Annotated in this window: 25 protein-coding genes; 16 read left to right on the top strand and 9 right to left on the bottom strand. The window is 63.5% G+C overall.

Features of this window, described 5'->3' with window-relative positions:
• Positions 1 to 217: 217 nt before the first annotated feature.
• The 11 genes from ACVWYP_RS34075 (at position 218) to ACVWYP_RS34025 (ending at position 10,356) form a co-directional block, all read left to right on the top strand.
• Entirely contained in the window at positions 218 to 919 is a 702-nt protein-coding gene (locus tag ACVWYP_RS34075; RefSeq protein WP_411781464.1) for an RNA polymerase sigma factor, read from the top strand.
• A gap of 140 nt (positions 920 to 1,059) precedes the next feature.
• Complete coding sequence (locus ACVWYP_RS34070) at positions 1,060 to 1,884, top strand: flagellin (protein ID WP_016844634.1); 825 nt, start codon at positions 1,060 to 1,062, stop codon at positions 1,882 to 1,884.
• 63 nt (positions 1,885 to 1,947) lie between these two features.
• Positions 1,948 to 3,645, top strand: coding sequence for a flagellar filament capping protein FliD (fliD, locus tag ACVWYP_RS34065; protein ID WP_304496329.1), 1,698 nt, complete (start codon positions 1,948 to 1,950; stop codon positions 3,643 to 3,645).
• Positions 3,645 to 4,088 carry a flagellar export chaperone FliS gene (locus ACVWYP_RS34060; protein WP_028340075.1) on the top strand — a complete coding sequence of 148 codons (444 nt, stop codon included), beginning with the start codon at positions 3,645 to 3,647 and terminating at the stop codon, positions 4,086 to 4,088. Before fliD ends, ACVWYP_RS34060 begins: the two co-directional genes overlap by 1 nt.
• 101 nt (positions 4,089 to 4,189) lie before the next feature.
• On the top strand, positions 4,190 to 4,696 hold the full coding sequence (locus ACVWYP_RS34055; RefSeq protein WP_420888141.1) for a hypothetical protein: 507 nt from the start codon (positions 4,190 to 4,192) through the stop codon (positions 4,694 to 4,696).
• A gap of 237 nt (positions 4,697 to 4,933) precedes the next feature.
• Positions 4,934 to 5,593: a flagellar hook assembly protein FlgD gene (locus ACVWYP_RS34050; protein WP_028340076.1), complete on the top strand. Its 660-nt coding sequence runs from the start codon at positions 4,934 to 4,936 to the stop codon at positions 5,591 to 5,593.
• A gap of 19 nt (positions 5,594 to 5,612) precedes the next feature.
• Positions 5,613 to 6,902 carry a flagellar hook protein FlgE gene (gene flgE / locus ACVWYP_RS34045; protein WP_028340077.1) on the top strand — a complete coding sequence of 430 codons (1,290 nt, stop codon included), beginning with the start codon at positions 5,613 to 5,615 and terminating at the stop codon, positions 6,900 to 6,902.
• Positions 6,899 to 7,153, top strand: coding sequence for a hypothetical protein (locus ACVWYP_RS34040; RefSeq protein ID WP_028340078.1), 255 nt, complete (start codon positions 6,899 to 6,901; stop codon positions 7,151 to 7,153). Before flgE ends, ACVWYP_RS34040 begins: the two co-directional genes overlap by 4 nt.
• A 19-nt stretch (positions 7,154 to 7,172) precedes the next feature.
• On the top strand, positions 7,173 to 7,628 hold the full coding sequence (locus ACVWYP_RS34035; protein ID WP_028340079.1) for a hypothetical protein: 456 nt from the start codon (positions 7,173 to 7,175) through the stop codon (positions 7,626 to 7,628).
• A 27-nt stretch (positions 7,629 to 7,655) separates the two neighbouring features.
• Positions 7,656 to 9,431, top strand: coding sequence for a flagellar hook-associated protein FlgK (gene flgK / locus ACVWYP_RS34030; RefSeq protein ID WP_304496328.1), 1,776 nt, complete (start codon positions 7,656 to 7,658; stop codon positions 9,429 to 9,431).
• A 16-nt stretch (positions 9,432 to 9,447) separates the two neighbouring features.
• The gene (locus ACVWYP_RS34025; protein ID WP_304496327.1) at positions 9,448 to 10,356 is read left to right on the top strand and encodes a flagellin; all 909 of its coding nucleotides are present in this window, start codon (positions 9,448 to 9,450) and stop codon (positions 10,354 to 10,356) included.
• Between the two features lie 12 nt (positions 10,357 to 10,368).
• Here ACVWYP_RS34025 and ACVWYP_RS34020 read toward each other — a convergent pair whose 3' ends face one another.
• The 4 genes from ACVWYP_RS34020 to ACVWYP_RS34005 all read right to left on the bottom strand — a co-directional run bounded on the left by ACVWYP_RS34020 (position 10,369) and on the right by ACVWYP_RS34005 (position 13,801).
• Positions 10,369 to 11,307, bottom strand: a complete 939-nt coding sequence (locus ACVWYP_RS34020; RefSeq protein ID WP_304496326.1) for a substrate-binding periplasmic protein — start codon at positions 11,305 to 11,307, stop codon at positions 10,369 to 10,371.
• Positions 11,304 to 11,591, bottom strand: a complete 288-nt coding sequence (locus tag ACVWYP_RS34015) for a c-type cytochrome (protein WP_304500349.1) — start codon at positions 11,589 to 11,591, stop codon at positions 11,304 to 11,306. The genes ACVWYP_RS34020 and ACVWYP_RS34015 overlap by 4 nt, the downstream gene beginning before the upstream one ends.
• Before the next feature lie 76 nt (positions 11,592 to 11,667).
• Positions 11,668 to 13,332 (bottom strand): methanol/ethanol family PQQ-dependent dehydrogenase, encoded by a 1,665-nt coding sequence (locus ACVWYP_RS34010; protein WP_038379118.1) that lies wholly within the window; start codon positions 13,330 to 13,332, stop codon positions 11,668 to 11,670.
• A gap of 223 nt (positions 13,333 to 13,555) precedes the next feature.
• On the bottom strand, positions 13,556 to 13,801 hold the full coding sequence (locus ACVWYP_RS34005) for a hypothetical protein (RefSeq protein WP_304496325.1): 246 nt from the start codon (positions 13,799 to 13,801) through the stop codon (positions 13,556 to 13,558).
• 193 nt (positions 13,802 to 13,994) lie between these two features.
• On the opposite strand from ACVWYP_RS34005, the gene ACVWYP_RS34000 reads away from it, so the two are divergent.
• The 4 genes from ACVWYP_RS34000 (at position 13,995) to ACVWYP_RS33985 (ending at position 16,273) form a co-directional block, all read left to right on the top strand.
• A complete protein-coding gene (locus ACVWYP_RS34000; protein ID WP_304496324.1) occupies positions 13,995 to 14,393 on the top strand; it encodes an EF-hand domain-containing protein in 399 nt (132 codons plus the stop codon).
• A gap of 335 nt (positions 14,394 to 14,728) precedes the next feature.
• Positions 14,729 to 14,809 carry a pyrroloquinoline quinone precursor peptide PqqA gene (gene pqqA / locus ACVWYP_RS33995; protein WP_009031067.1) on the top strand — a complete coding sequence of 27 codons (81 nt, stop codon included), beginning with the start codon at positions 14,729 to 14,731 and terminating at the stop codon, positions 14,807 to 14,809.
• Positions 14,810 to 15,035: 226 nt separating this feature from the next.
• Positions 15,036 to 15,920 (top strand): hypothetical protein, encoded by an 885-nt coding sequence (locus tag ACVWYP_RS33990; protein ID WP_439711108.1) that lies wholly within the window; start codon positions 15,036 to 15,038, stop codon positions 15,918 to 15,920.
• Positions 15,921 to 16,036: 116 nt separating this feature from the next.
• Complete coding sequence (locus tag ACVWYP_RS33985; protein ID WP_028340088.1) at positions 16,037 to 16,273, top strand: hypothetical protein; 237 nt, start codon at positions 16,037 to 16,039, stop codon at positions 16,271 to 16,273.
• A gap of 5 nt (positions 16,274 to 16,278) precedes the next feature.
• On the opposite strand, the gene ACVWYP_RS33980 is transcribed toward ACVWYP_RS33985, so the two are convergent.
• From ACVWYP_RS33980 to ACVWYP_RS33965, 4 genes are read right to left on the bottom strand one after another with little or no spacing between them, the layout of a single operon-like run.
• The gene (locus ACVWYP_RS33980) at positions 16,279 to 16,632 is read right to left on the bottom strand and encodes a hypothetical protein (protein WP_028340089.1); all 354 of its coding nucleotides are present in this window, start codon (positions 16,630 to 16,632) and stop codon (positions 16,279 to 16,281) included.
• A gap of 40 nt (positions 16,633 to 16,672) precedes the next feature.
• The gene (locus ACVWYP_RS33975) at positions 16,673 to 17,383 is read right to left on the bottom strand and encodes an ABC transporter ATP-binding protein (RefSeq protein ID WP_028340090.1); all 711 of its coding nucleotides are present in this window, start codon (positions 17,381 to 17,383) and stop codon (positions 16,673 to 16,675) included.
• Complete coding sequence (locus ACVWYP_RS33970; protein WP_028340091.1) at positions 17,373 to 18,110, bottom strand: ABC transporter permease; 738 nt, start codon at positions 18,108 to 18,110, stop codon at positions 17,373 to 17,375. The genes ACVWYP_RS33975 and ACVWYP_RS33970 overlap by 11 nt, the downstream gene beginning before the upstream one ends.
• A 2-nt stretch (positions 18,111 to 18,112) precedes the next feature.
• Positions 18,113 to 19,045, bottom strand: coding sequence for an ABC transporter substrate-binding protein (locus ACVWYP_RS33965; RefSeq protein ID WP_304500347.1), 933 nt, complete (start codon positions 19,043 to 19,045; stop codon positions 18,113 to 18,115).
• A 149-nt stretch (positions 19,046 to 19,194) separates the two neighbouring features.
• On the opposite strand from ACVWYP_RS33965, the gene ACVWYP_RS33960 reads away from it, so the two are divergent.
• A complete protein-coding gene (locus ACVWYP_RS33960; RefSeq protein ID WP_371852187.1) occupies positions 19,195 to 19,536 on the top strand; it encodes a hypothetical protein in 342 nt (113 codons plus the stop codon).
• A 124-nt stretch (positions 19,537 to 19,660) separates the two neighbouring features.
• Here ACVWYP_RS33960 and ACVWYP_RS33955 read toward each other — a convergent pair whose 3' ends face one another.
• Positions 19,661 to 20,485 (bottom strand): quinoprotein dehydrogenase-associated SoxYZ-like carrier, encoded by an 825-nt coding sequence (locus tag ACVWYP_RS33955; protein ID WP_028340094.1) that lies wholly within the window; start codon positions 20,483 to 20,485, stop codon positions 19,661 to 19,663.
• Positions 20,486 to 20,513 lie beyond the last annotated feature (28 nt).

Raw genomic sequence — 20,513 nt, 5'->3', positions numbered from 1 at the left:
GGAAATGCGAGGCGATGCTGAACGACTGCTCCAAACTCCGTCGAATTTTTCCCTGCGCCTACGCGCAGCGGCAGCTTTTGCCGGGCGGTCGGCAAAATCATCCAGCTAAGCGTTTGAAAAATAACGAAAAAAGTTCGCCTGGTTTGCGGGCCCCCTTCGTTCAACGCTCAGAAGCCGCATGGAATGTGTGCCAGCGGCGTTGGTTGGAGAGCGGCGGATGAGTTACGCGCTTGATATGAGGGCACCGGCCGAAGTGGAGGCCACGCCGGCCGCGGTTGCGCCGGCCGAGGCGGCTGCTCCGTGGAGCAACGTCCCCACCGTTGCCGATGCGGGCCCGCTCGACACCGTCGAGATCCACGACGAAGACAAGGAATTGCTCGACCGCCTCGCCGCCGGCGACGAGACGGCGTTTCGCGCTCTGGTCGAACGTCATGTCGATCGCGCCTACGCGATCGCGCTGCGCATCGTCGGCAACGCCGCCGACGCCGAAGACGTCGTGCAGGACACGATGCTGAAGGTGTGGACGCATCGCGGCCGTTGGCAGCATGGCCGCGCCAAGTTCTCGACCTGGCTCTATCGCGTCGTCAGCAACCGCTGCATCGATCTGCGCCGCAAGCCGCGCACCGAGAATGTCGATGTCGTGCCCGAGGTCGCCGACACCCAGCTCGATGCCTCCGCCGTGATCGAGCGCAACGAGATCGGCAATCTGCTGGAGGTCGCGATGCAGCGCCTGCCCGAGCAGCAGCGCGTCGCAGTAATCCTGTCGTATCATGAGAACATGAGCAACGGCGAGATCGCCGAGGTGATGGACACGACCGTGGCCGCGGTGGAGTCGCTGTTGAAGCGAGGACGGCAGCAACTGCGCGAGATGCTGAAGCGGCACGAGCGCGAGCTGCGCGGCGCGTTTACCGACTGCTAACCATAAATTCCGGCTTCTGAAGATTTTGCGCCTGACCACCGGCGGCCCACCCGTTTGATCGGGCGGACGGGGGCTGGATCCGCGTCACCTCTCTATTTCACGATGCGGCATGCCATGCCCCATCAGCACAGGAGCTACTCATGCCGGCAATCTCCACCAACACCGCCGCGAACTCCGCGGTCCGTTACCTCAACATCAACTCGCAGCAGGAAACCAGCGCGCTGTCGAAGCTGTCGAGCGGCTCGCGCATCACCTCCGCCTCCGACGACGCGGCCGGCCTTGCGATCTCGACCCGCATCTCCTCCGACATCACGACGCTGCAGCAGGCCGCCACCAACGCGGCGCAGGCGACCTCGATCCTGCAGACCGCCGACGGCGGCGCCTCCAACATCTCGGACATCCTGGCTCGCATGAAGTCGTTGGCCTCCGAGTCCGCCTCGGGCACCGTGGCGGATTCCAGCCGCGCCTACATCAACTCGGAATTCACGCAGCTCAAGGGCGAAATCGACTCGATCGCCAGCGGCACCCGCTACAGCAGCCAGAGCTTGCTCGACGGCTCGAGCGTGTTCTCCTCGGGCGTCTCGGTGCTGGTCGGTTCGACCTCGGCCGACACCATCACGATCACGCTGACGAGCCTCACGGCCTCGTCGCTGTCCGTGACGTCGCTCGACGTCTCAAGCCTGTCGAGCGCTACCAGCGCGATGTCGGCTCTCGACACCGCGATCGACAAGGTTTCGTCCGCACGCGCCGAGATCGGTGCTCAGGAATCCCGCTTCAACTTCAGCGCCGACTCGATCTCGACCCAGACCCAGAACCTGCAATCGGCCAACTCGGCGATCAAGGACGTCGATATCGCCTCCGAGCAGGCGACGCTGTCCTCGGCCGAGGTGAAGACCCAGGCCGCGGTTTCGGCGGAAACCGCGGCGAACCAGATGCCGCAGTATCTGCTGAAGCTGCTCGGCTAATTCGAAAGACCGATCGGGCCGGCATGATGCCGGCCCGATTCCTATCGCGGCGGAAGTGTCGACATGACGGTTAGCAGCGCCACCTCGAGCACATCAGGCACGACGTCGACCAGTTCTGCCAGTACGGTGACAACGACCGGCACGACCAATTCGACCAGCATTGATTGGGATGCCCTGATCGAGGCCGAGGTCAATGCCAAGCTCGCAGCGGCGACCTCGATCACCACGACGATCACCTCGAACCAGGCCAAGATCACCGCCTACCAATCCCTGCAGACCGAGCTGTCGACGCTGGCAAGCGGGTTGTTGTCGCTCAGCACCTCGATCATCAATTCGATTGCCACCAACGCGTTCGCCACGCGGGCGGCGACGATCTCGTCCACCGGTGACGTCAGCGCCTCGTCGGCGCTCAACATGAGCGTCAACAGCGGCTCGGCGACCGGCGATCACACGCTCCAGATCACCCAGCTCGCGACCGCGCAGAAGGTGATCGGTGCCTCGCAGTCGAGCAGCTCGACGGCGCTGGGCCTCTCCGGCACTTTCTCGCTCGGTCTGTCCGGCGGCACCAGCACGGCGATCTCGATCACCACCGGCATGTCGATGCAGGATATCGTCGACACCATCAACGCCCAGGCCTCGACCACCAATGTCCAGGCCTCGATCGTCCAGGTGTCGAGCGGGTCCTATGAGATGGTGTTGACGGGGACGCAGGACGCCGCCGACATCACCTATTCGTCGACATCGGGCGATGACATCCTGAACAAGCTCGGCGTCACCGACACGTCCGGAGCGTTCACCGACGTGCTGCAGAAGTCACAGCCCGCGGAGTTCACCCTCGACGGCATCGCGCTCACGCGGAACACCAACGACATTTCCGACGTTCTGTCCGGCGTCACTTTCGACCTGCTGCAGTCGACGCCGAGCGGCACCAGCCTCAACATCAGCATCGAGACCGACACCAGCCAGATCACGTCAGCGCTGCAGACTTTCGTCACCAACTACAACGCATTTCGCGACCAGGTGATCGCGCAGTCGGCGCAGAATTCCGACGGCACGGCCGCATCAAGCGCGGTGCTGTTCGGCGACAGCACGATGCGCGATATCATGACGCAGCTGCAGCAGGTGCTTAGCGGGACGGTCGGAGGCATGACGATGGCCGATCTCGGCCTGTCCTTCAACGAGAACAACGAGCTCCAGCTCGATACCGGCACGCTGTCGACGGTGCTGACGCAAAATCTCGCCGGCGTCACCAAGCTGCTGTCGGCACAGACCACCACTTCGTCCAGCCAGCTCAGCGTGGTCAATACCGGCACATCGCCGCAATCCTTCACGCTAGACCTCACGGTGGACTCCACCGGTATGCTGACCGGAGCCTCGGTCGGCGGCGACAGCTCCGGCTTTTCGGTGGTCGGCAACACGATCATCGGCAATTCGGGCACGATCTACGCCGGCATGGCCTTTACCTATACGGGCTCGACCTCGCAGTCGATCACGGTGACATCGTCGTCCGGCCTCGCGACGCAACTCTACCAGCTCGCGCACACCAGTTCCGGCACCAGCGGTCAGCTGCAGACGCTGATCACCAACTTGCAGTCGCGCGATACCGACCTGCAGTCCCAGGTCAGCGACATTCAGAGCAATGCGGCGACGTTCAAGGCCCAGCTGCAGGTTCAATACGCCAATTACCAGGCGGCCATCGAAAGCGCGAACAACACGCTGGGCTACCTGAAAGCACTCCTAGACGCATCATCGAGTAACTAATGACCCAGAACGCGACCGCCTACCAAGCCAACAATGCCTATCGATCCGCCGCGGTGGCGGTGCCGCCGTTGAAGGCGGTCGTGATGCTGTGCGACGGCGCGATCACGCTGTTGCAGAAGGCGCTGGACGCGCACGAGGCGAAACGATTCGAGGAAGGGCACATCTATCTGACGCGGGCGACCGCGATCCTGCGCGGGCTGAGCCACAATCTCGACTTCACCCGCGGCGGCGCGATGGCCGATCGTCTCTACCGCACCTATAACGCCCTGATCATGGCGTGCCTGCGCTCCTATGGCCGGCCGCAGGCCAGGGACAATTTCCGGCGCATCATCGCAAGCCTGGTGGAATTGCGCGACGCCTGGAAGTTCGTCGAGGCGACCGCCGGCAAGGCCGCCAAGGCCAGGGCACTCGACAGGACGCTCGAATCAGCCGCCGGCCGCTGAGCCCGGAGAGAGCCGCGAATCACCCGGCGAGGGCGTTTAGCCGGCGCAGCAGGGGCTTGGGCGGCGCCCTGGTTGAGGAAAATAGCCGCCCGGCGAGCACCATGCTGGACCTGACGCGACAGCGGCGGAAATTGATTTCCGCCATCCCGCGAATGCTTTATGACAGCCTTGGCGACGAGGCTGGATCTGCGCGCGCGATGGATGTTGCGACATTCGAAGACCTGATCGACCGGCTGGGGGAGGATCTGTCCCGCTGGCCCGACGATCAACGTCTTGCCGCCGTCCAGCTCCTTGCATCCTCGGCTGAGGCGCGGACACTCTACGAGGAGGCGGGAGCGGTACGCCGCGCGCTCGCGGCGCCGCCGGTTCGCGCACCCAAGGGCCTTGCCGACCGCATCGTGACCGCGGCGGCGAAATTGCCCCAGAAGCCTATTTCGGGGCCGGTCCCGGCTGACGATCAGCCGAACGATGCACAACCACCGGGCCGATCCGCACCGCAAGGCAAGGTGCTGCCGGCGCTGCTGCTGGCCCTCTGCCTGTTGCCCGCATTGACGCCGCCGGCGTTGATGCTCGGCGAGCCGGATCTGCCGATCAGCCTCTCGCTCTAAGACGTTCCGCATTGCCATTGCAGCTGTCCGCGTGCTTTCGCGGCGAGATGCTTGCGCACGCCTGCGAGCCACGAATCCGCAACGGACACGGCAAATTCTGCCGCTTCATCAGGTGATTCCGGGTGGATGAATTCGCGCCTGAAATCGGCGCGTCATCCGTTTTATCTGCGAACGACATCACGACCCCAATGTTCCACCGCGTTCCGTCGCGCATTCCGCGGCGAAGAGAGCCTTGTCATGACCGTCTCCTCGGCAACCTCTGCTGCAACCTCCACCACGTCGAGCTCGTCGTCGAGCGCGTCGATGGGGATGAGCTCGACCGATTTCCTCAACCTTCTCGTCAGCGAGCTGCAAAACCAGGATCCGCTGAACGCCACCAGCACGACCGACTTCATCAACCAGCTCACCTCCTACGCCAACTTCACCGAGCAGCAGTCGACCAACGCCAGCATGACGTCGCTGGCGAGCTCGTTCTCGAGTCTCGTGACGCTCAACTCGGTCAACTATATCGGCCACACCGTCGAGGCGAAGACGAACACGGCCGAGCTGACCAACGGGTCGGCTACCTTCGGTTACACGCTCACCTCGGCCGCGTCCAACGTCGCGATTACGATCCAGGACTCCTCGGGCAATACGGTGTGGAGCGGCAAGGGGACCGGAAACGCCGGCTCCAACAGCTTCACCTGGAACGGCCAGACCTCCGACGGCACCCAGCTCAAGGACGGCGGCCAGTACACGATTCAGGTCACTGCGACCGACTCCGCCGGAAACTCGCTACTCAGCTACACCACGATGACGGGAACGGTGACCGGCATCGATGCCTCCGGCTCGACGCCCTCGCTGCTCGTGAACGGTGTGCCCGTCAGCGCCGCCAACATCATCGGCGTCACGTCCTGATTGCTACCGGAGTAATATCATGAGTCTCACTGGTGCTCTTTCCTCGGCGATCTCGGCGCTCAATGCGCAGAGCCAGTCGCTGGCAATGATTTCCGACAACATTTCCAACGCCGATACCACGGGCTACAAGACCACGTCGGCGATGTTCCAGGATCTGGTGACCGCGTCGAACAGCGCCACCTCATATACGTCCGGCGGCGTCACGGTGTCCGGCCGCGCCAACATCACCCAGCAGGGCTTGCTGTCCGCGACCACCAACGCCACCGACGTCGCGATCCAGGGCAGCGGCTTCTTCGTCACCACCAACGCGACGTCCGGCGGCACCACCTCTTATACACGCAACGGCGCGTTCACCACCGACAATCTGGGCTACCTCGTCAACAACGGCAACTACCTCGAGGGCTGGCGCACCGACGCTGACGGCAACATCATCGGCAATGCCTCCGCCGCGAGCCTCGGGCCAATCAACACGCAGGTTGCCTCCACCAGCGGCAGCGCCACCACCAAGACCACGGTCGCGGCGAACCTGCCGGCCGATGCCGCCGTCGGTGCGACCTTCAATAGCTCGATGACGGTCTACGATTCGCTTGGCACGGCAAGCACGATCCAGATCGACTGGAAAAAGACCGCCGACAACAGCTGGCAGGCCAGTTTCGAAACGCCAAAGCTCGCGTCGGACTCCACGACAGACAGTGCCAACGCGATCACCGATACGGTAGATATCACCTTCAACAGCGACGGCTCGCTCGCCTCGACCAGCCCGAGCCCTCCCGTCATCTCGGTGACGGGTTGGAAGGATGGGGCGGCCGACAGTTCTGCCGCGAACGGCACGGCCATCACGCTCAATCTCGGTACGGCCGGCAAGACCGACGGCCTGACGCAGTATTCATCGGGTGAGACCACGCCAGCGGTCGATCTCACCAGCATCACGTCGGACGGTCTGCCCTATGGCAAGCTGAGCAGCATTTCGATCGGCAAGGGCGGCGTGGTCGACGCGACCTACTCAAACGGGCAGACGATCGCGATCTACAAGATTGCGGTCGCGACCTTCAGCGACCCCAACGGATTGAGCGCGGCCAGCGACGGCATGTACTCCGCGACGGCCGCCTCCGGCAACGCCACGCTGCAGACCTCGGGCACCAATGGTGCCGGCACGATCTACGGCAGCGAACTGGAGTCGAGCACCACCGACACCAGCGGCCAGTTCTCCAACATGATCTCGGCGCAGCAGGCCTATTCGGCGGCGTCGCAGGTGATCACCACCGTCGACAAGATGTTCGATACGCTGATCTCGGCGGTGTCGCGATGATGACCGAAAAGAAAAATGACCGCTTGCTGGTCAGGCTTCAGCGGCTGAAGGCGAGGGCCGCTTCGGTCCGGCCGGACGATCGGGCGCAGCTCCGTGCGTTGCTCGACGATGTCGGAACGTTGCGGGATCAGTTGATGCGCGAATGCGCGCGGCTCGACCAGGAACTCAACCGGGCCGCGGTCCGGGTAACGGCAATCACCGCGTACGGGCGCAGCGCACAATCGGTTCGCGCCCTGCGTCGCGGACACTAGCTTGAACGGGAGCGATGACATGACACCGGAACGCAACATCAAGATCAATCCCGCGGGCAATGACGAGCGCGCAAGGTCGTTGATCGCGCTGATCGACAATCTGATCGCGATCGTGAACGAGGAGAATGTCGAGCTCGCCAAGGGCTTGCCGGCCTCGCGGTTGAAGGAGGTCGACGAGAAGCACCGCCTTGCCACCCTGTTCGAGCAGTGTGTGGCGGAGGCGGTCGGCAAGACGGCAAATCTCCACGTTCAGGATCGCGTGCTGCGCGAGCAGCTGATGGACCGGATCCTGAAGCTGCGCATGGCGATGGACGAGAACGTGATGCGGCTGCGCGCGGCAATCGATGCCAGCAATCGCAGGATCGAGGCCATCATGCAGGCGATCCGCGAGCAGATCGCCAACGTATCGCCTTATGGCGCCGGCGGCCGTCGCGTCACGCCGGCGATGTCCTACGGCACCAATGTGCGGGCCTGATCGGGCCGACGCCGGAGGGAGTGGGTCGTGTCGTCGCTCGATATTGCACGAAGCATCGCATTCAGCGGGCTGTCAGCCACGCAGGTGCAGATCAGCGTAGCCTCGGCCAATATTTCCAATGCCGACACCAAGGGCTATACCGAGAAGACCGCCAACCAGAGCAGCAGCGTCACCTCCGGTGTCGGTACCGGCGTCACGATCACAGGGATCAGCAGCGCGGTCGACAAGCTGCTCCTGAAGTCGCTGGTCGGGGCCGATTCCGATCTCGGCGCCGCCGACACCACCAACAGCTTTCTGACCGAGCTCCAGCAGCTCTATGGCAGCACATCGAGCTCGGACAGCTCCACGACGGGCACCTCGCTGGCCAACACGATCGCGGCATTCGAGTCGGCGTTGTCGTCGCTGGCGAGCACGCCGAGCGGTGCGTCGCTGCAATCGAACGCCGTCAGCGCGCTTGCGGCGGTGACGACGCAATTGCAGCAGACCTCGAGCGGCATCCAGACGCTGCGCTCCAATGCCGACCAGGACATCGCATCGTCGGTTACCGACATCAATTCCGACCTGCAGCAGATCTCCGACCTCAACAAGCAGATCAGGCAGCAGGCGGCAGCCGGGCAGTCGACGGCCGATCTGGAGGACCAGCGCAACAGCGCGCTGCAGGATCTCGCGTCGATGATGAATGTGAGCTTCTTCACCACGTCGAGCGGCGATCTGCAGGTCTATACTGGCTCGGGGCAGGCGCTGGTCGATAGCACGGCGCATCCGCTGAGCTATACGGCGCTGCCCAGCGTCACGGCGTCGACGACGTATAGCGCGGGATCGTCGAGCGGTTTCAGCGGTATCACCGTCAACGGGGTCGACATCACCTCGCAGATCTCCTCAGGCAAGGTCAGTGCGCTGATCACGCTGCGCGACCAGACGCTGCCGGCGGCGCAGTCGCAGCTCGACGAGTTGGCTCAGCAATTGACCGCGACCGTCAACGCTGTGTCCAACCAGGGCACATCGGTGCCGCCGCCGGCCAGCCTGACCGGAACTGCCCCCGTGAGCAGCACGACACCGTTCTCGGCAACCGGCACGGTGCGCATCGCGGTTGCGGACAAGAGCGGCAACCTGGTGTCGTACCAAGACCTCGATCTGTCATCCTACGCCACGGTCGGTGATCTCGCCACTGCGATCAACGGTATCTCGGGGCTGTCAGCTTCGGTCGATGCCAATGGACACTTGTCGATCTCGGCGACCACATCCGGCAACGGCGTTGCGATCAACGAGATGACGAGCTCGGTCGGCAGTTCGAGTGAGGGCTTTTCGGATTACTTCGGGTTCAACGACCTGATCACAGGGACCGGCGCGTCCGACATCGCCGTTCGCAGCGACATTCTGAACGGCACGGCGGCGCTGCCGACGGCGACGCTCGATGCGTCGTCCACGCTGACGGCCGGAAACTCGGTGCTGTCGCCGGGCTCGGCGACGGTGGTGAACGCGCTCTCGAGCGCGCTGACGGGGTCGACCAATTTCGGCATGGCCGGCGGCCTCGGCGCGACCACCGGCTCTTTTACGGACTACGCGGCCGCCATCGTTGCTAACGTCGCCGGCAAGGCGACCCAGGCATCGGCGGCCTATACCGCAAAGCAGACGGCGCAGTCGACCTATGCGAATTCGCTGTCGTCGCAGTCCGGCGTCAACATTGACGAGGAATCCGCAAATCTGAGTGCGTTGCAGAACAAATATGCTGCCGCGTCCCAGATCATTACCGCCATCAACGCCATGTTTTCGGCGCTGATGACCGCGATGAGCGCCAGCTGAGCCCGAGGCCGTCGTCATGATGATGCGTGTTGCCACCTTTGCACAGTCGGACCAGATGATCTCAAACGCGCTGCGGGTTCAGGCGGTGATGGCCAACGAGCAGGTGCAGGAGTCCTCCGGGCTGCAGTCCGAGGATTTCGGCGGCTACGGTTCCGGCGCCGGACGCGTCATCAATTTGCAGGTGTCGGTGACGCGCGCGCAGTCCTATATCGATGCCAGCCAACTCGCCGACAACAAGGTGCAGGTGATGTATTCGGCGGTCGGCTCGGTGACCGACATCATCACGCAGCTGCGGACCCAGCTCAGCGCAGCCACCACCGGCAGCAGCACGGCGACGGCATCGGTGATCAACTATGCGCAGCAGGCCATGGCGCAGATGCAGGGGCTGCTCAACACTCAGTATGACGGCGAATATGTCTTCAGCGGCGCCCGCACCGACACCGCGCCGGCCGACCTGTCGAGCTATGGGACGGGCACCGGATCGCTGACGACATCAGACACCAGCTACTACAAGGGCGACGGCGAGATCGCGTCCGTGCGCGTGTCGGACAGCCAGTCGATCTCCTACGGCATCACCGCCGACAATCCGGCGTTCGAGCAGGTGATGCGGCTCTTGAAATACGTCGGCAACAGCTCGAATTTGTCGTCGAGCGATGTCTCGCAGGCACTCGACCTCGCCAGCAATGCGCTGGATGCGACGTCCACCGTGCAGGCAAAGCTGTCGACCGCGGCGTCGCAGATCGAGACCGCCAGCACGAATCAGAGCGACTATCAAAATTTTGCGAAGACGCTGTCGACGGACCTCACCAGCGTCGACGTTGCGGCCGTGACGGCGCAGCTTTCGACCTATCAGGCGCAGCTGACGGCGTCCTATTCGGCGATCTCCAAGATCCAGAGCATGAATCTGGCGAGCTATTTGCGATAGCCATCGCCGGCATCACCGGTTCAGGATCTTCAGCCAGACATCGCCGAGGATGATCGGCTCGCGCGGCGGAAGCCAGGTGAGGCCGGCGGCTTTTCCGAGCTCGGCGATGGTGCCCTTGGCCTGCAGATCGGCGAGGACCTTGTTGACGGATTCCAGCAGCGCCTTGTCGGTTTCGAGCGCAACGTAACCGCGGTTGGCGCCGATCGGATAATAGTAGCCCGACGCCGTGATCCTGGTGTCCGGATGTTCAGCGCGGTAGGCGTCGAAGCGGCGCAGGTCGAGCAGCGTGGCGTCGAATTCGCCGCGTTCCAACTCTCCGAGCAGGTCGCTGCGCCCTGGAACGAGGTGCGTGATGTCGTCGATCAGCTTTCCCTTGTCGAAGGTCATCAGGATGGCATCGCCCAGCGTGCCGCTTTCGATCGTCAGGCGAAGGCCGGCCAGATCGCCGATATCGGTGATCTTGCGCTCCTTGATCTTGTCCTTGGCCTTGGGACCGAGGACGACGGTCATCGGCGAATAGATATAGGGCTGGCTTGGCGCCAGCACCCCGATCGGGATCCGCCGGCGGCGATCCTCGCGGGTGGCGCCGTCGAAGTCCGGCAGCTTGGCCGTCGTGACGCCGGCCGCCTTCAGCGAGTCCTTGGTGAGGGCGTAGCCGCCGACAAGCGAGCAGCGCCCGTCCGACAGCAGCGCGTTGGCTTCGAGCGCGGGGCTCGAATCTTCGTCGAGCTTGCTCTCGAACCACTGGATCTTGAGCGGCTGTCCAAGCCGCTCGGCAATGGCCTGGGCGAGCGCCACGTCGAAGCCGGCATCCGGTTTGCCGCGATGATGCGCCGACAGCGGCGGCAGATCCTCGTCGAGGCATACCGTGAGCGGGTCGTCGGCAGCGTGTGCTGCCGCCGATATGGCAAGAAGCAGAGCTGTCGCGGCGCCCGCAAGCAGAGCCCTCATGGGCTCCTCCGGCTCGACACGAAGGCCCAGACGTCGGCGATCTCCTGCTCGTTCAGGATGTCGACCCAGGGCGGCATCTTGCCGTTCTTGCCTTGCTTTACGGTGGTCACGAAGCGCGTCTTGTCGTCGGGAAACGCGCGCAAGTCCGGCGTGATGGTGCCGGAGTTGACCATGTTGGGCCCATGGCAATGCGAGCAGTTCTTGGCGTAGGTGACCTTGCCCTGGTCGGCCTGACCCTGAAGGTCGATTGCGGTGGTTTGCTGTGCGGCGGCCGGGATCAACATGATCAAGGCCGTCGCGACGGCGGCGAAGATCGCCGCCGTCAACAGGGTTACTCGTTCAGTCACGTGTGCTCCGCGCTCAGTTCTTGACCGCGAAAACCCACAGCGAGCCGCCGGGTGGAACCTTGGCAAGCCGCTCGTCGCCCGAGAACAGCGAATAGACGCCGCCATAGCCGGAGGTGACGGCGACATACTGCACGCCGTCCTGCTGCCAGGTGACGGGTTGTCCTTCGATGCCGGAGCCGGTCTGGAACTGCCAGAGTTTCTTGCCGGTGTCGGCATCGAACGCCTCGAATTCGCCGGTCAGCTGACCGGAGAACACCACGCCGCCGCCGGTGGAGAGCACGCCGGAGAAGCGCGGAATGTCGCTCGGCGCTTCCCACTTCGCCTTGCCGGTCATCGGATCGATCGCCTTCAGGTGGCCGCGCGGTCCGGTGCCCCATTCCCAGGGATCGGTGAGATCCATGCCGAGATACCATTCGCCCTGCTTGAACGTCACCGGCTCGGCCTTGTACTTGCCGCCGAAGGCGAGCGTGTTGGCGTAGGCGAGGCCGGTCTGCGGATTGAACGACATCGGCTCCCAGTTCTTGCCGCCGAGGATCGACGGGTAGACCGTGACCTTCTTGCCTTCACGCGCATCCTTGGTGATGTCGGTCTCGATCGGCCGTCCGGTCTTCATGTCAATGCCGGTGGCCCAGTTGACGTTCACATAAGGATTGGCCGCGAGCAGCTTTCCGTTGGTGCGATCGAGCACGTAGAAGAAGCCGTTGCGGTTGGCGTCCATCAGCACCTTGGTCGGTTTGCCCTCGACATTCATGTCGGCGAGCACCATCTCGGCCACCGAGTCGTAGTCGAACGGGTTGTTCGGCGAGAACTGGTAGTGCCACTTGATCTTGCCGGTCTTCGGATCGAGCGCCAGCACCGAGCAGGTGTAGAGGTTGTCGCCGGGACGCACCGCCGAGTTGAACGGTCCGGGATTGCCGATGCCCCAATACACCGTGTTCAGTTCGGGATCGTAGGAGCCGGTGATCCAGGTCGAGCCACCGCCGAGCTTCCAGGTGTCGCCCTTCCAGGTGTCGCCACCGGGCTCGTCCGGGGTCGGGATCGAGTAGGTCCGCCAGAGCTTCTTGCCGGTTGCCGGATCCCAGCCATCGATGAAGCCGCGGGTACCGAATTCGGCGCCCGAGATGCCAGTGATCACGACGCCGTCGGCGACCAGCGGGGCCACCGTCATCGAGTAGCCTTCCTTGATATCCGCAGCCTTCTGGCGCCATAGCTCCTTGCCGGTCTTGGCATCGAGCGCGATCACGTTGGCGTCGAGTGTGGTGCGGAACACCTTGCCGTCATACAGCGCGGCACCGCGATTGATGATGCCGCAGCAAACGATGCGCGGCGTCTCGGCGGGATACTCGACCTTGGTCTTCCAGATCTGCTTGCCGGATTTGGCGTCGATCGCGATCGTGGCGTTGTGCGTGGTGACGTAAATGACGCCCTGGTAGACGAGTGGCTGCGATTCCTCGCTGCGGTCGTCGTTCAAACTGTAATTCCAGACCGGCACCAGATTTTTGACGGTGTCCTTGTTGATCTGGTTCAGCGTCGAGAAGCGCTGAAGATTGTAGCCCATTCCATAATTGAGAACGTTCGATGTATCAGTCGCACCCTTGACCAACTGCTCGCTGGTCTGGGCGCTTGCCCCATAGGATGCAAGAATTACGAGGCTCGCGGCCAGCGCAATACGTCTCATCATATCCTCCCAATGAACCTTTTTCTGCACGCCTATTCCTGACGTTGCGGACGGAACCATCCGCCTGAAACCAAAACGGGTCAATACGAAAACGTGAACGAGCGCCCGCTAACCGCGCGAGGCCGGTCGAAGGCGTCAGGTTTTGGCAAACGCGTCCGTGGCTTACCGTCGCGTGGAATACGCTACACCAGTGCAGCCCGCCGTTATGCCGCAGCGCGAACGGTCAGCTTGACGGTGTGGGGGGACAGACATTCGGCCGCGGTTTCGCGCCCCGCTTGTCCGGCGGCACACTGCAATTATCGATACGCTGCTCGTCGGTCCACTTGCGGCCGAGCCGCTCCTTGCCGGTGAGCACGCGCTGCTGGACCGCTTCCGCCGATGGGGCAGGGTGCCGGGTCTGCGCGGACACAGGCGCGATCAGACCGAATGCAACGAGGCTGCCCAATGCGTTCTTGCAAATGCTGGTCATGGGTCACCTCGCTCGTTGTGGTGCAATCGAGAGCGCCACAGATGACCCGTGAGGCAACCGCTTTCCACCCGAATCCCGACAGGATTTCGCCGCGTACACGAACCGTGGGAAGCTCCGCTGAAGCTGCTATGATAGGGTCCGATCGCTGGGCGCTCCGTGTCTTCGCCGGAGCGGCACTAACGGGAGACGAACGATGATTTCGCGCCGATCGCTTGCGCTGAGTTTGGCTATGGTTGTCCTGTCAGGTCCCGCGTTGGCCGCATCGCGCGGTCGCAGCGCGCTCAGGATGCTCGACCCCGACAATGACGGCACGGTCGACCTTGCCGAAGCCAAGAAGGCTGCCGCGAACCTGTTCGCGAAGCTCGATCCCGACCATGACGGCACGCTCGACGCGCGCGAATTGCGCGGACGGCTGACCGCGAAAGAACTGGCCGCTGCCGATCCGGATCACGACGGCACCCTGACGCTCGACGAATACCTTGCGGTCGTCGAGCAGCGCTTCAAGGCCGCCGATCCCGATAATGACGGAACGCTGGATGCGAAGGAGTTGAAGTCGCGTGCCGGCCGAGCCCTGCTGCGCCTGCTCAAATAGGTTGCCAGCCGGCGAACTTTGCCGGGCGGATTTGCCGGATATTGACGCAGGATTCCGCGCATAACAAAAAAAGTTGCGATTTCGCTCTTGGGCAAGACGCGGCTGGATGATTCGGGTCTCCTTACCCGCGCGTCGCCGCCCGGCAGCCGGAAAATGCCCGACAGATCAGTGTCGGAGTTCCCGACGCCGGGTGGACGTCAGCGAACCGTCGTCCGCTTCGGCATGTCCAGCAGCGAAGTCGGGTCCTTACCCGGCCGGCTTGCGCCCTGGAAAAGGCAGCCCTAGCTTGCCGCGCGGCGCGAGGCTTGCGCCAACTTATGACTTGGGAGAAGGAAATGGCCTGGAAAACACCGAAGATCGTCGAAGTGCCGGTGGGCATGGAAATCAACATGTACGCCTGCGCAGCGCGCAAATAATCTTAAGACAAGTAACGCGAGACAGCCTGCCCGGCTCGTGCAGCGCGCTGCATCGAGCCGGGCAGGCGTCTTTTGTGGAAAGTGTCTTTCGCGGGCCCTGATGCGGCCGCTCGGACAGCTTCCCTCATACCCTTCCCACAAGACCTTGAGACCGACACCACCTGCGCGATTGGCGGGCCTTGCTGCTTTGTCCTACAGTGTGGCCTGAGGCGGTGGTGCGGGGACGATGAATCCAAAGATCAAGACCGGGCGTTGGGCGGGGATGCTGTGCGCGGTGGTTGCCGGCATCGCGGCGGTGCTGCCGCCTCGCGCCTATGCCGAGGACTTTGATACCGAGCACATCTTCGGCTTCATGATCGGCTCCGACGTGGGCAATGTCGGCGAGCGTGAATTCCAGAGCCAGACCACCGGGCGCTTCGCCAAGGACGGCGGCCGGTATCGCACGCTCAATCAGGAAATGGAGCTCGAGCTCGTGCCCGCGCCGAATTTTCGTGTCGAGCTCGGAACGTCATTCGGCGCATACGACATCAGCCGTGTTCCCGGTCTTGACGATCGGCGCCAGCTGTCGTGGCAGAGCGTCTCGGTCGATTTCCGCTATCGCTTTCTGAATCGCGAGACGGCGCCATTTGGCATGACGGTCGCGCTGGAAACGCGAGCCGATCGCGTCGACGAGACGACGGCCGCGGCGGTCCGCAGTTATGGCACCGAACTTACGGTCGCGTTCGACCGTGAGGTGATCCCGAATTTTGTCATTGCGGCCCTTAACCTAAGCTATGAACCGGAATGGACGCGCACGCCGCGCACCGGTGCTGCGGATCAGGATGCAACCATCGGTGCCGCATTCGGCCTGATGGCCAGGGTGAAGCCGGATATCCTGATCGGCGGCGAAGCGCGCTATTTCAGGAAGTATGAGGGAATCGGCCTGGATGAACTTTCAGGGCAGGCGCTGTTCATCGGGCCCACCGCCTATTTCCAGCTCTCCGAACGTTCACGCCTGACCGCGACCTGGAGCGTCCAGGCCTGGGGGCAGCGGGCCGGGAGCAACGCTGCCCTCGACCTCGTCAATTTCGAGCGCCATCAGGCGCGGCTGGTGTACGGTTTGAACTTCTAGAGCGTGAAGCCTCTGGGACCGGGTTGCCCACCTTTCACGGGGCTGTGAAACCCGGCCTTGGCTGATTACGTATTTCGTCGTGTTATCTATTGCATGAGCACGCTTGGGGATCGCGCATGAACCCGATTGATCTGATCGTCACTGTATGTGCCGTGCTGTCGCCCGCCACCTGCGAGGAGCAGCATCTGGTGTTCAACTGGAACGGCTCGCTGCAGCAATGCGCCATGGCCGCGCCGCCTTACATCGCGCGATGGGTCGGCGAACATCCGAAATGGACCGCGGTGCGCTGGCGTTGTGAATATCCGCACAGCAACGATCGGGCCGGCGCGGGCGGCGAGCCGCCGGCGGGTTAGCCTTCCTATTTGTTGCAGTCCTTCAGGTCCTTGTCGGACACCGAAAACACGGCGTCGGCCTTGATCTCGATGTCGCGAACGAAGCACTGCCTGGCGCCGCTGTAGCCGACCTTGGCATCGTAGCGGCCGGGCTCGACGCCGGTGATCCGCAGGCGCTCGTCGTGGTCGACTTCCTTGTCCTTGTCGTTGAGCGTCTGGTTGGGACCCCACTCGTTCTTGCCTGCCGGCGACAACTCAAAGCTCGAAATCGTGGCGCTGGTCAGATTCCACAGCCGAATGCCTTTGCCCTTGCTTTGGGCGAGCACTGTCGCCGGCAGCACAAGCAACGCAACACCAACAGCGATCAACGCGCGCGACATCCAGCCTCTCCCTTATGTTTCGTCCAAGGATGACGGCGTCTCACATATTTGCAAGGTCCAACTGCGAGAGCTGCCGCTTGATTTCGTCGATCTCGGGCTCGCCGCGCGTCGCGCGTGGTGCGGCAATGGTCTCGACGTGAAGGATTCGGGCCGGCCGCGACGACAGGAAGAACAGGCGATCGCCGAGGCGAACGGCGTCGTCGAGATCGTGGGTGACGAGCAAGGTCATCATTTTCCGGCTGGCCACCAGCGTTGCGACCTGGTCGCGCAGCCGTCCCGCGAGTGCATTGTCGAGCGAGGCCAGCGGCTCATCGAGGATCAGGAAATCGGGCTCGATGGCGAAGGCGCGGGCCAGCGCGACGCGGCGGGCGAGCCCGAGTGACAGCTCCGCGGGAAAATGGTTGCGGTGCGCGCCCAGTTCGAGCACCTCGAACAGCGCAGAGAGCGTGCTGTCGCCGACATGCGGCGCGGCCAGCCGCACATTCTCCTCGACCGTGCGCCAGGGCAACAGCCGAGGCTCCTGGAAGACCATGCCAAGGCGCATGCCCGGCGATCGCGTGACATGGCCCTGGTAGTTGCCGTCGAGCCCGGCGAGGATCCGGAGCAGGGTGCTCTTGCCGCAGCCTGACGGGCCGAACAGCACGCCGACCTCGCCAGCGTTCAACGTGAAGGTGACGTTGTCGAGCACGTCGTGCCGCTTCCCGGCCGCGCTCTCAAAACTCTTGCCGGTGATATTGACCTCAAGCTGCACGGAGCCGCCACCGCGTTAGCCTGGTTTCAAACGGCTGCACCAGCAGGGTTTCGATGACGAGCACGACACCCGCAAAGCTCAGCGAATAGGCGAGCAGCAAGGGGATATCGAACAGCTGGAAGGCGACGCCGATCTCGAAGCCGACACCGTTCGGCCGTCCGAGATATTCAGCGACCAGCACGATCTTCCAGACCAGCGAGAGCCCGGAGCGCGCAGCGGCCGCGATGTAGGGCGCAAGCTGCGGCAGGATCACATGACGAAAGGCGCGGCCGCGCGGAAAAGAAAACGCCGTCGCCATTTCGTCGAGCGCAGGGTCGAGCGCGCGCGCGCCTTCGCGCAGGGTGACGACGGCAGTCGGCAGCTTGTTGATGGCGATGGCGGCGATCGCGGCGACCTCGGTCAGGCCGGCCCAGATGTAAGCGAGCACGATGACGACGAGCGCGGGCAGGTTGAGCAGCAGGATCAGCCAGGGATCGCCAAGGCGATTGGCAAGCGAGACGCGGCCCATGAGGTAGCCGATCGCCGAGCCGAGCGCCATCGCAAGGGTGAAGGCCAGCGCGACGCGCGCCAACGTCGCGCCGAGATTGACGAACAGCGCGCCCGATCGGGCCTCGGCGACGAGCACCGACAGCACTGCCGGCGGTGCCGGCAGCTTCGCATCACCGATCAGCAGCGAGGCAATCCACCAGGTCGCGATGAACAGCGCGAATGAGAGGAGACGCAGCACCGCTAGTCTCCCGGGATCGCTTGATAGAAGGTGCCGGGATCGAGCTCGGTTGCCGTGCCGACCAGATCGCGGCCGCCGAGCTGCGCCAGCACGCGGTAGAGCACGCGCGCATCCGCCTCCTCTTCGGCGATCGGACGGCGCGGGATGCCTTCGCGGTAGCGCTCACGATAGGCATGCAGGGTTGCGGCATCCTGCGCACCGGTGAGCGGCGCGATCGCGTCCCATGCGGCATCCGAGGTCGCCAGAATCTCTTTCGCGGCGCGCGTCACGGCGATGAAGCGGGCCACCAGATCCTTGTTGGCGTTGGCCCAGGCTTCGTCGAACACGTAGCCGATCATGGCGATGCGGCCCTTGCTGCCGAGCTTTTGCAGGATCTCTTCCATCCCGGCGAGCCGGCGAAAGCCCTTGGCTTCGAGCGCGGCGCAGAAATTCCAGTAATTGAGCGTCGCGTCCATCTCGCCGCCGAGCGTCTTGGCGGCCAGCAGCGGCGGTGCGCCATAGACGATGGTCGCCTGCGACTTCAGGTCGACGCCGTCCTGCCTCGATGCGGCCTGCAACAGCAGCCAGTTCTTGTCGATCGCCCCGCCGGCGATGGCAAGCTTGCGCCCCTTGAGGTCCGCGAGCGTCTTGACCGGCGAGGAGGCCGGGACCATCACGGCGCCCAGCGCGCTCGAATAGGGATAGAATTGCAGCTTGGCGCCGAGCGACCGCTCGCGCGACACCCAGGGCCAGTCCGATACCATCACGTCGGCCGTGCCGGCGCGCAGCGCGATCTTGCCGGCCTCGGGACTGGCCAGCTCGATGACGTCGATCGACAGATTGGCCTTCTTGTCGAGACCATGGGAGCGAATGACGGCCAGTTCCCAGGCCAGCGTTCCGGTCTTCTGCGCTGCAACGCGGATGGTCTGCGCGTAGCACGAGGTGCCGAACTGCATGACCGCCAGAACTGCCGCAGCCAACACCGTGCGTACAGAGATGATCATCGTTTCTTGAGCCACTTCCCCGAATGTTTTCTTTTCTGATCAACATCCATAGCATAGCTTGCGGAAAGAGAAGAGGAAGCAGGACCATGGCAGGAGCTGGCATGCTACGACCGATTGTCGCCATCCTGGTGCTCGCCGGGACGGCCGTCAGCGTGCGGGCCCAGGAGATCAACGACTATCCGACCTCGGCGCGGGCGGAATATGTGTTCGGTTGCATGAAGGCCAATGGCGAATCCCGGCAGTCAATCGAGCAATGTTCCTGCTCGATCGACGTCGTCGCCTCGATCATCCCCTATGACCGCTACGTCACCGCCGAGACCGTGCTGAGCATGGCGCAGGTGCGCGGCAATTTGGGCGGCCAGTTCCGCTCGTCCGAGCAGGCCGCGAATGCGCTCAACGACCTCAGGCGCGCCCAGGCCGAAGCCGAAGTCAGGTGCTTCTAGAGCGCTTTCGAGCGAAGTGGACCCCGGTTCGCGTGAAGAAAACGCGTCAAAACAAAAATCTAGAGCCCCGTTCCGATTCAATCGGACCGGGACTCCAGCGTTGATCGTGAGAATCGCCGGCGCGTCAGGTGCCGGGATTCTCGACCTTCCATTCGTGTTCGAAGATGTGCCCTTCGGTGTCCTTGGCTTCGGCACGGAAGCGCTTGGCGCCATTCGAGACGTAGGTGAAGCGGATATTGGGATCCTCGGAAATCGAGATTCCGCCCTCCATCGCCAGCACCGGACTGTCGTCCTGCCAGATGTGCAGCTCGTTGACGAAGAAGGCCGGGATATAGAGCTGCGTGACCTGGTCCATCTGCAGGCCTGAATTATTCGGATGCCCGATCATGATCTGGGCTTCCCGCGTGCTGGTCGCAGGTCCCTGTTCGGACTTGGTGAATTGCCGGTAGCGCATCTGGCCAAGGCGGTTCTTGGCTTCCTCGACGTTCTTGCCGGCCGGCGCCGAGCAGCCGCCGGAGGCTTTGACATAGACCTTGCTGACATAGAGCTTGCCGTCGCTGAGCTCTGCGACGGCGTGCACATTGGTGTAGTTGTTGACGCGGACGCGGGTCGAGATCTCGGTGACGTTGGCGGCCGGCCCCAGCGTGAACTTCGCGGCCATCGGCGCCGGATTCTCGTCGATCACAAGCGTGATCGCGACGACGCGGCGGCTGTCGCTCGGCTGCAGCTTGGTGCGCAGCGTCACCGGCACGATCGCGGCGTCTTCCGCGCGCATCGGCATCTCGATGCCGATGACATCATTGCCGTCATTCATCGGACGGTTGCTGAAGATGTCCTGGACGAGACCCGGCCAGGGATCATAGGCCTCCGCCGCGGGCGCAGCCGGTGTGCCCAGCGCGATCGTGAGCAAGCTTGCGATGCAAATCAGGCGGGCGCGATGTCCGGTCATGGTCGCGAAATCCTATGCAGCCGCGTCA

The organism is Bradyrhizobium sp. USDA 3262, assembly GCF_054060035.1.
The sequence above is the reverse complement of the archived record's forward strand: the minus strand, read 5'-3'. Positions and strand labels throughout refer to the sequence as shown.